Here is an 11,227-nt window from a genome sequence, read left to right as displayed (position 1 = left end):
TTTATCAATTATTTGTAAATTTAAATCCAATTGATTACGGGGAGTTCTTTTTTAGTAATTCGCTTATTATCAAGCCTCTGTCTCTATTGCATTTGCTATAAAATCGGGAGAGATGGTAGTGCGGGGAATATTAAAATCAAACCAGGCTTGCAAATCAAAATCGATGCCGGAGCCGTGCATAAAATTAAAGAGTGACTTTCTTAGGCCTTCTCCATATCTGGAATGGTCGATTCCATGTGGTTCCTTATATTCTAATTCATTATTAGCAAAATTGCTTGAGGAATCGGTGCTTACTAGAATTTTATATTTTTCCGGTTCACAAGCTACCGGACTATGAACAGTGAGAGCAAAGCGGTGCCAATGTGCGGATTGCAATATCCCCAATTCAAACATTTGTCTGACCATTTCTAGTGAATCCACCGTCTCCTGTTCCGTCTGTGTGGGAAAACCATACATCAAATAAGCATGAACCATGATACCTGATGCTGCAAAAGCATCCATGACTCGTGCTACTTGGACCACACTAACACCTTTATTGATCAACTTCAATAATCTATCAGAGGCCACTTCCAGGCCTCCAGTGACTGCGATACAACCACTTTCCCGGAGGAGTTCACAGAGTTCGTAATTGAAGCTTTTTTCGAATCGAATGTTGGTCCACCAAGAAATTTGAATATTTCTTCTCAAAATCTCTTCACTAAATCTTTTCATCAACGCGGGTGGAGCAGCTTCATCCACAAAGTGAAATCCAGAGCAAGAATTATCCTGAATGAGCTTTTCCACTCTGTCGCAAAGTAAGGCTGCATCATGCGGTATATAATCACTGATGTAAGGTAAACTTACGTCACAAAAGGTGCATTTTTTCCAATAGCAGCCATTTGCCATCGTGAGCTTATTCCAGTAACCATCACTCCACAGACTATGCATGGGATTGACCACTTCGAGTACTGAAATATAATCGTGGATACGAAGATCTGAATAATCAGGAGTACCAGATTCTTCAGCATTCACATCCCTAAAAAGACTGCCATCCACCCATCTCATTCCCTGCGAATCACAAATCATCGTGCGTTTCAAAAGTTCGACAGGAATAGACCCATCAATATAATTTATTATCTGTAAGAGTGCCGTTTCACCTGCGTCAAAGCTGATGAAATCCACAAATTCAAATATTCTTTTGTCGCTAAGTGATCGCAGTTCCGTATTGACGTATCCACCTCCCAGTGCAAGCTTAATCGAAGGGAATCTCAATTTGATATATTGTGCACATCTGAGTGCAGAATATAAATTTCCCGGAAAAGGTACCGTAATTGCGACAAGATTCGAAGTCTTTAAAACTTCAGTTTTTTGATCCAGTAATTCTTCTATAAGAGTATCTATCAAACCGCTTTCATCAAGCAATGCTGAGTACAGATCATCCATACTATGTACACAAGAGCTCAAACTCTCTGCATACCTGCTGAGCCCGAAATGCGGATCTAAGTTATCGGTAATGAATCTGCTCAGCTTGGCTATGAGCGCACTCGAGATATACTTGGCTTTGTCTTGCAAACCCATGTATCCAAAACTAACATTGAGATCATTTTCATCCAAATTTAAATCAGCCAATTCAAAATAATCACCTCGCACTATGCGATAAGCAAAGCTTGGGTTTTTGGATTGGAGAAAGGAAATGACAGCATCAATTTGGTCAATAAAATGGTATCGATTTTGATAAACATCTTCTTTTTCAAATCCCGGTTCACCAATATTTTGAATAAGTTCAAACACTCTTGTCAGACCATCCTTGCAAAATATTTTGAGGGCTAGCTCTATGCTAAGATCCCATTGCAAAGATGAAATACCCTTTGTGTTCAAAAAACCCTTGAGGTATGCTGTAGCGGGATAAGGAGTGTTCAGCTGTGTAAAAGGGGGAGTGATTAAAATTACTTTTGGCTCTTGCATGGATAGCTGTATGGAAAGATATCCTGGTCTTTCCTTTAACTGATTGTAAAGATATTGAAAGGTATCCATCAACACAACTATACTATGTAGCTGATCGTCGAAGACGAGAATTGAGCTTTTGACGATGAAGAAGTATTGTTCGTCGAGTAATTATGCATGTTCAGGTACTTTGTTTTGCATAGTACTAAAATATCCTTTATCTTTGTGTCATGAAAATGGAAAATACTATAGCTCAAATGAAGAAGGGTGTGCTCGACATGTGCATCCTCTCCATCCTGAGGTCTGAAGAAGCCTACCCTTCTGACATTATTCAGAAGTTGAGAAAGGCAGATCTCATCGTAGTTGAAGGGACATTGTATCCCATTCTAAGCCGACTCAAAAACAGCGGCTTGTTAGTCTATAACTGGCAAGAGTCCAATGCAGGACCGCCAAGAAAATATTTTAAAATCACTGAAGAAGGTCAAATAGCACTTGATCACCTCGTAGAATCCTGGAACCAATTTGTTAACGGTGTAAACCAATCAATCAAAAAACCAATCACAAATGAATAAAATACTTCACATCAACGTAGGAGGCTACCCTTTCTCAATTGACATTGATGCCTACGAAAAGCTGGATCATTATCTGGCTACGCTGGAACAACACTTCTCTAAGTCTGAAGGATGCAAAGAAATCATGCACGACATTGAATCCCGTATGGGAGAACTTTTTAAAGAAGGTATCAATGGCGGTTCAATAGTCACTCTCCCATTAGTAGAAAAATGCATAGGAATAATGGGCACTGCTGACAATTTTACTTCTGATGCAGAACATGATTTCAAATCAGATACGCATGAATCCAATCCAAGGACCAAAGAAGGATGGGGAATTAAAACGGGCAAAAAATTATTTCGCGATATGGAGAATGCGAAATTCATGGGAGTTTGTTCAGGCATAACTCAATACTTTGGCATTCAGGATGTTGTGTGGGTCAGACTGGCTTTTGCACTGGGAGTGTTAGGAGGAGGTTTTACGGTGCCACTCTATCTGATACTTTGGATGATTGTACCTGAAGCACGCACCTCAGCGGATAGACTTAATATGGCAGGACAGCCAATCAACGTTCAAAATATAGCGCGAAAAGCTGAAGAAGAACTGGACAAACTTACAGATAAATTTGAAGATTGGCGCGAGAGCAAACGCAAACGCAAAAAAAAGTGGTACCAAAATAAATATTAATTCTTGGTTCTTCAATTTCAGTAAAATTGAATTTGATAATTAAAAAACCAAAAGCACTTACATTGCTTTCGGCAGCTATTCTTTACTGTTGAAAAAAACCTGACCATACATGATCTGAAATTATGCACTGTCTCGAAGATTCGAGAGAAACGGATAAATTATAACGGCCTGAAAAATGATTATCTTTGTATCAAATCTAACTAGATGGTTACGAGAAAGATAAGAAAAATTGCAGTACTGGGATCGGGTCTGATGGGTTCAGGAATAGCCTTACATTTTGCCGGATCGGGATTCGATGTTCTGCTTTTGGATCTGAAATCAGAGGGTGAGAAACCAAACAGTATCGTACAAAATGCTTTACAAAAATCTGTATCAACAAAACCTTCTAATGTATTACACCAAAGTGCATTATCTAGAATTCAAACCGGCAACTTTGATGATGATTTAGTGAAACTGAAAGAAGTAGATTGGATCATAGAAGTAGTAGTTGAAAATTTGGATATCAAAAAATCACTATACGAAAAGATAGAAAAATTCAGACGAAATTCAACAATTATCACTTCCAATACCTCCGGAATTCCAATTCACCTTCTGGTGGAAGGAAGAACGGAAGACTTCAAAAAAAGCTTTTGTGGTACACATTTTTTTAACCCACCTCGATATCTTAAACTGGTGGAAATCATTCCAACACGAGACACTGATCCGCAACTGGTTTCTTTTCTCATGGATTTTTGCAACAGATTTTTGGGGAAGCAAACTATACTCTGCAAGGATACTCCCGCTTTTATAGCAAACAGATTGGGAGTTGTTTCAATGGCAAAAGCATTTGAAATCACTCAAGAACTTGGCTTGAGCATATCTGATGTAGATAAATTATCGGGGCCTACACTTGGAAGACCCAAGTCAGGTACATTTCGATTGACCGATCTTGTTGGATTAGATACAGCTATGTTTGTCATTCAAGGATTGAAAAAAAATTGTCCCCAAGACAAAATGCTTCAGTCTCTGAAAGTTCCTTCTTTTATCGACCATTTGATTTCACAAAAATGGTTTGGAGACAAATCCGGAAAAGGATTTTATTTGAAAACTTCCGAAAAGAACGAGGAAGGAAAACCAATCATTCATGCGTTGCAACTGGATAGTCTAGAATATAAGCTTGACAAAAAGCAAAATCTTGAAAGTCTGCAAATATCAAAACAAATAGAAGACTTGCCAAGAAGGATAAAATCCATCCTTCAGGCAAAAGACGCAGGAGCATTATTTGTAAAAAAATCACTTGGATTTACCTTAGCATATGCTGCTCAGTGTTTCCCAGAAATCAGTAATACATTATACGCCATGGATATGGCGATGCGCAATGGATTTGCCTGGGAAAAAGGACCTTTTCAATATTGGGATATTGTCGGCTTGCAACAAGGCGTACAACTCATCACGGAGTCTGGTTCAGAAGTCGCCGGATGGATCAATGAAATGCAAGAAAATGGTTTTAAAAGTTTCTACGAGTTCCAAAATGGAGTTGAATTCTGCTATAATCCACTCACTAAAAAATATGAACAAATACCGGGGCAAGAAGAACAAATTCAATTGAATCTTTTGGCAGGTGAAAAAACAGTTTACAAAAATGATGAACTCAGCTTGATAGATATCGGAGATGGTGTATTGTGCGCAGAATTTAAATCAAAGTACAATGCGATCGGTGAAGGTATTCTGAGGGGATTACAAGAAAGTGTTCGCATTACGGAAGAACAAAACTGGAAAGGACTGGTCATCGGTAATAATGCAGCGAATTTCAGCGTGGGAGCTAATCTGATGTTGATCGGGATGTTGGCATTTCAGCAAGAATATGATCAACTGAATATGGCGGTAAATTTGTTTCAGCAAACATCCATGAGGTTGAGATATTCTGCTATACCAGTTGTCATGGCAACCCAAGGATATGTTTTTGGTGGTGGAGTAGAATTTCTGATGCACTGTGATGCTTCGATTTGTTCAGCCGAATCATACATAGGTCTGGTAGAAGTAGGCATAGGAGTGATACCCGGAGGTGGTGGAACTAAAGAATTTGCAGTGCGACTTTCGGATCAAATGAAAGAAGGAGAAGTGATAATTCCGCAATTGATTGACAAATTCAAAACCATTGCAACAGCCTCCGTTGCGACCTCAGCATTTGAAGCCTATGATTATGGTTATTTAATTTCAGGCAGAGACATTGTAAATATGAATACCGGTACCAGCATTTATCGCGCAAAAGAAAAAGTGCTAGAGCTTTCTACTTATTACACTCCAAGGTCAGCCAGACAGGACATCCTCGTTCTGGGAAAATCAGGCCTTGGAGCATTATACGCTGCTGCACATAGTTTATATCGCGGATCATATGCAAGTGAACACGATATAAAAATAGCACATAAAGTGGCACAGGTCTTGTGCGGAGGAGAACTCAGCTCAGCACAAAAAGTAAGTGAACAGTATCTGCTTGATCTTGAAAGAGAAGCCTTCATGAGTTTGTGCACAGAACCAAAAACTCTGGCAAGAATCCAACACATGTTAGAAAAAAACAAACCCCTTCGAAATTAAGCTCACTTCAATAAGTATTTGTTTTACCGAAATAAACAAGATAAGCTCATTGCAAATGCAACTCAATAGCTGCATTGAGTTATATAATCTGAAATCCGGTAATGAGCTAGTTCATTTTTTATTCTCTTTAGTATTCATTCTTGAAGTAAAACACATGTTTTGAATTGGAGATAATTCGAAATAAAATCCCAGTAAAACATTCAATAGTTCAATTCCGATTATATTATTCCAAATACCGATATCCAAAATATCTATATATAAATCATGGTACAATGAAATTGCTAAGGATTATTAATTTCAATCACTAAAAGCCCATTCTTGATTGAAAGTATGAGCCAGATTATGCTCCTGGGAATCGCAGGGACTACTGAAAAGCTAATAATATCATGAGTTTTGGTATCTAAGCACTGTTTATTCTTCACCTATGAATCAATTATGGTGCAAAGCCTTGATTTTGAAGACGAGTTGATTCAAAATAGATAATCAATTTTATATCTGAATTTAATCGCACAATATATTTTTAATAAATAGTAAAAACTGGATTTAAATAAAAATGACAATCATGATCCTCAACTTCCAAATATAGATGAAAGTACGGCTTTCTTCTCATGGCATGTACTGACACCTCCACCCTTTTAATAATTGATTAATTTTTCTGAAAAAGGCCATTTTTTAAACGATCATAAAACGGGTACCAATAAGCTTCGAAGAGACTATATTTTAAAATATTTGATTAGGGCAGTTTGCATTCCCGCTCGGATTTTTGCAAAATAAATACCTGAAGGAAAATCAGAAGTCAGGATGTGGTCGCAGTGATTACACATTGCAAGAGCTTTACCTTCCAAATTTAAAATTTGTATTTGATCTACAACTGTCTCGAGTTGAATATAATCATGGCTTACCTTTGAACCTACTACGAATGCCTCCGGATTATCCTCTATATTGGTGGTACAGTTGACGTTTGTACGATTGTAAGCGCATACCGTTTGCCAGGCAATTTTCTGCATGATTTTTGCCATTTCCAATGTTGGTGCCGGAGTATAAACCTGACCATACATATCTGTGATCTGATGGATCAAGCCTTCAGGTGATTTCTTAAAGATAGTGGCATACATGATACAAGCTATGAAATAGTTTCCCACAGAAGTTAGATGGATGTCATCTGAAAACAACTGGCGTATATCAGTCAATCCCGGGACTTGTCCAGCCAAAATTGCATCATGCAGTCTGGCCAAGCCTTGTCCTCCCGGAATAATATAAGCTTTGTTGCTGTACTTTGCATTGTGAGATTCAGCAATACCTTCCCACAAACTCAGGTCAATATCCAGGCGATCACGCCAAGGGATGTGTTTATCATCATCATACATACATCCAATTGGCGTACCGCTGTTGATACAATGCCAGGTTTCATATATGTAGACATTGATATTAGGACTTTTTTGTACTGCATATTGATAAAAACTATCCAGGTACTCATAGGTATTACTCCATTTCAACTGACCTTTTAGAGGCACTGCTTCTGTCAAAACAAATGTCTCAAAAGTCTGATTGCGCAAAGTCGTATCCCACTGATTTCCTTCTCCTGTTTCCGGATGTGTCCAGTGCCAACTAAAGTTAGCACCATTACCGATATGTGCCTGATAAAACGTTTTGGCTTTCGCATCTTTTGCAAGTTGATCTGTCATCCTAGGAGTCTGGTGATTTATCAAACTATGCCCGAGATAAAAAATCCTGTTGCTATCCTGAGAATTACTTGCAATATAAACGTTAAGAAAAACCATTGTGAAAAAAATCATTCTTATCATAACCAAACTACAATTGTGTTTACATTCACTATATTTGTTTACTTCCAGCACGACACCGCCTTCTAGTATATGTAATACGCATACCATTAGACTATAGAAATTTAACTTCATAAAAAGCGTCGGTCGTGATGGTTTGAATAGATCAACTTAGAGTCATTTCGAGCTGATCTATAACAAGCCACCTCACTTTCATTTTATTGTATCGCCTAATCTTTCATTTTCATGTCAAAAGTACTTGAATTCTATTAAAGCCATAAATCGATTTTACATGTGATAACACTTGTTACAATACAAATTATTTTACTATAACCCGATACATCCATAATCTTTATAAATCTGCAATACGTTACATTGAGTGAAATCTCAATTTAAATAACATTTCTTCAGACCATAAAATTCCGGATAAAATAGAATTTAAATCATCTCCAGCTGAATTTAAAAAAAAATATGCATTCCTATTTGAAAAAACTTCAACTGCAAATGTTGAAGGTGTTCATTCTGATCAATTCCCCCTGACCAACCCTATAAAAGCAGGAACCGTGATACCTTTACAACTCAATAACGGAACTTCTGTAAAATAGATGTCCATACTTGGCTTTGAAAATACAAAAGATGTGATGGTGAATTCAGGAGATGAAGTAAAAGCACCTGAAACTCCCGGTATTTGCATCTTAGAAATTCAAATGAAAGATCAGCGACTCATGCGAAGAAAGTTGATGCTTGTTCCTTAATTCCTAATTTTGCATCTGAAATATTTAAGGATAAAAATTACTGCAAAATCTTAACTTTAGGAAAGGCCGATTTCTACAGTTAAGTCTTCTTTATTCTTTTAATCCGGAAGCTGTGATATCATATTAAAAAATCACACTCATTATAATGTTTCTAGCTGTAGTGTACAGAAATATCCCTATTTTATTTCAAACAGAAATAAAAGCGGTTTAATCCTTATTGGCCCGTCCTAGGTATGAATGAATGGACTTTTTTTTGCTAAATACAATATGGTAAATGAATAATTTTAATATGACAATCACATATTTTTGACTATCAAAATAATTTTTAACTGATTCATTAGTCTATTACTATTTTTCTGGCTTCCAGGTACTGAAAATTTTCCGTGAGTCTGACGATATACATACCTGAAGATATAGATGCTACTTTCATCGAAACAGTATTCATACCCTCATGAGCTGACTTCAATATTTCTGAGATCGCTACATCCCCATTTAAATTCAATAATTCAATATTATACTTTGCTCCGGCCTTTGCCCTCAGCGATAATATAATTTCGTCCTGAATTTGCTGAAGAGATAAAATTTTTGCTGTTTGGACACTAGCAGGATCTTGTGTAGCAACTAATTCCGACATAGGGATTTCTCTCCTCATCAATGCGTGCCCATAAGCTCCAATCACCACATAAAAATTACCACCATGAGGTGTATCATCGACATAATCCAAAGTATTCACTTTTACACCATAAGGAAGGTCTCTGTCCCATCGCTCATAATTACGACCTCCATCTAATGTTCGAAAGACTCCAAATCCATCTGTACCCACATAAATTTGAGAAGGGCTATACGGATTTTCTAAAACAGACAGTATCGGCACATCTGGTATATTGCCGGTAATGTTGGTCCAGTTGTCTCCTCCATCAATTGTTTTAAAAATTTTGTTACCACTGGTGCTGTTGCCGTTGCCGGTCATTGCAGCATAAGCTACTTTTTCGTCCACCTGCGAAGGAAAAACTTTTGACCATGTGCGGCCATTATTCTTACCATATGGCGTTTTATTTGTCCAGCTTGCATTTGCGACATCATAGACCATCAACTTGGTCAAGTCATTGTTGTGTATCCCGCAATATACCAAAGGTTTCTCCCCTTTGGAAACTTGAAGAAATCCTACCTCGAAATTAAATGGGCTGCTTCTGTTGAGTACCTGATATGTAGCACCTTTGTCAGTAGATGCATACACATATTGACATGCATGATAATACATCGTAGCAGGGTTGTTATAATCAGTCGTCACCATAGTATACCACTGCTCACAAAGTGCATTGAGTCCGGAACTCACATCTCTCCAATTGTCATTTCCGTTTTTCGCATAAGGGTGAAACGACAATTCTTTTCCGAAATAGCCTTGTACACCATAAAGTACTGAAGCATTCGTCGGATCAACACGAGGCGGACCTCCATCACCACTAAAACCAACCCAGTTGCCTCCTGATCTCCACATGATACCGTTATCCTGTGATCCTCCTATCATCACACTGTTATCAGACTTCCCTACGCTTACACCAGTAAATTGGGTAATCGGCATAGAATTGTAGTAATAATTTGGTAATGAACTTGCTGTTGTTCCATTGATGCGGAAGAGGTACACTCCACCATCAGTACCGATAAAGGCTACCTTCCCATCCGGTGTCCATGCTGAGCAATGTATATCTGCATGATGAGCAAGTGTCGTACCTCTGAATATTGAGCCTAAGCTAGAATAGAGCAAACTGGTACCGCCACAAAAGGCGACTTTGCTTGCCACGGGAGAAACGGTGATCATATTATCGTACCATCCCTGATCTCCATGAATGTTGGCGGCAGGATTGCCGTCTGCGCTCTGGAGGATTGAACTTCTCCAAGTGGTACCGGCGTCTTCTGTTCGAAAAAGTCCTGCGGTTTGGTTATTGGATTTGGTCCATAAAGAATAGATCGTAGTAGGAACAGCGGCGCACATACTCAAGGCTATCCTGGAGATACCTGTAGGGAATACAGAGGAGCTCAAAAGAGAAAAGTTTGCACCACCATTTGTCGATTTTGATATTCCGGCTCCTAGCGAGGCAATGTACACCAGGGTTGAGTTTTTGAGGTCTGTGATTACATCCCATTGGAACCCAGCTTTGAGAAATGTCCAGTTTTCACCACTGTCAGTGCTTTTATATAATCCCCCGGAACCAGAAGCATAGCAAACTCCGTCTTCTGCTATGACGATCTTTGTATAAGCATCAGATGAATTCGGGACATTCACCCTATACCAATTTGCACCACCGTCTTGGGATTTCCAGATACCTGTACCAGAACTCACGTTTGCTTCGCCGGTACCGACCAGGATGATGTCTGAATTCAAGGGATGGGTGGCTAATGCTCCAATATTGGCTGATGTGATTTGAAAAAGTCCTAGTGGTCTGGGAGCACTCACTGCTGGATATGAAACTTCCCAAACACCCCCTGATGCAGCACCTATGCGGAGTTTACCCTGGTTGTAATCTAAAGCTCGTATTCTCCCGGAAATCTTGATGCTATCTTGGGTCGTCAGTGCACCGGCGAGATCCATGTACTCCCATCCTTCCCCCTGACGAGAGATCGATCGCTCTGGAGCCATTTCTGCCACTCTGGCTTGAAGTTCCATGATTTTTTGAGAGCTCAGCTCTTCATAAGTTGGATTATTCATCATCAACCATTGATGGTGTCTCCACGGTCCTGTATTCTCTTTTCGAACAAGCCCCGGTTGGTATTGAGCCAGCAATGGCATCACTATACTCCAAATCATGTAGATCAATGCACTTTTCCTCATAAACTTTGACTTTGTCACAAAGATAAAACGAACATACTTGATTACCAGCTGAAATTCAAGCCATATTTGAGTTACATTAATTTTCATCCCAATCGCTAAAATGACACCTATGTTATCTAAAATAT

7 protein-coding genes are annotated in these 11,227 nt (G+C 38.7%); 4 read left to right on the top strand and 3 right to left on the bottom strand.

The genetic code is table 11. The features are described from left to right. Positions 1 to 69 precede the first annotated feature (69 nt). The gene (locus tag IPI99_07530) at positions 70 to 2,013 is read right to left on the bottom strand and encodes a radical SAM protein (GenBank protein MBK7340361.1); all 1,944 of its coding nucleotides are present in this window, start codon (positions 2,011 to 2,013) and stop codon (positions 70 to 72) included. A 140-nt stretch (positions 2,014 to 2,153) separates the two neighbouring features. Between IPI99_07530 and IPI99_07525 the strand changes: the two genes are divergently transcribed. From IPI99_07525 to IPI99_07515, 3 genes are all read left to right on the top strand, one after another. After that, complete coding sequence (locus tag IPI99_07525) at positions 2,154 to 2,495, top strand: PadR family transcriptional regulator (protein MBK7340360.1); 342 nt, start codon at positions 2,154 to 2,156, stop codon at positions 2,493 to 2,495. Further along, positions 2,488 to 3,162: a PspC domain-containing protein gene (locus tag IPI99_07520; GenBank protein ID MBK7340359.1), complete on the top strand. Its 675-nt coding sequence runs from the start codon at positions 2,488 to 2,490 to the stop codon at positions 3,160 to 3,162. The genes IPI99_07525 and IPI99_07520 overlap by 8 nt, the downstream gene beginning before the upstream one ends. 204 nt (positions 3,163 to 3,366) lie before the next feature. Continuing rightward, positions 3,367 to 5,736, top strand: coding sequence for a 3-hydroxyacyl-CoA dehydrogenase/enoyl-CoA hydratase family protein (locus IPI99_07515; GenBank protein ID MBK7340358.1), 2,370 nt, complete (start codon positions 3,367 to 3,369; stop codon positions 5,734 to 5,736). A gap of 713 nt (positions 5,737 to 6,449) precedes the next feature. Here the strand turns inward: IPI99_07515 and IPI99_07510 are convergent. Continuing rightward, a complete protein-coding gene (locus IPI99_07510) occupies positions 6,450 to 7,628 on the bottom strand; it encodes a hypothetical protein (protein MBK7340357.1) in 1,179 nt (392 codons plus the stop codon). A gap of 494 nt (positions 7,629 to 8,122) precedes the next feature. Here IPI99_07510 and IPI99_07505 point away from each other — a divergent pair, with 494 nt between their 5' ends. Next, complete coding sequence (locus IPI99_07505) at positions 8,123 to 8,272, top strand: hypothetical protein (GenBank protein MBK7340356.1); 150 nt, start codon at positions 8,123 to 8,125, stop codon at positions 8,270 to 8,272. A 337-nt stretch (positions 8,273 to 8,609) separates the two neighbouring features. On the opposite strand, the gene IPI99_07500 is transcribed toward IPI99_07505, so the two are convergent. Beyond that, positions 8,610 to 11,102 carry a hypothetical protein gene (locus IPI99_07500; protein MBK7340355.1) on the bottom strand — a complete coding sequence of 831 codons (2,493 nt, stop codon included), beginning with the start codon at positions 11,100 to 11,102 and terminating at the stop codon, positions 8,610 to 8,612. Positions 11,103 to 11,227: the final 125 nt, after the last annotated feature.

This window comes from Saprospiraceae bacterium (assembly GCA_016710235.1).
Classification (GTDB): Bacteria; Bacteroidota; Bacteroidia; order Chitinophagales; family Saprospiraceae; genus Vicinibacter.
Note: the sequence above shows the minus strand (reverse complement) of the source record. Positions and strands in the feature narration are given on the sequence as shown.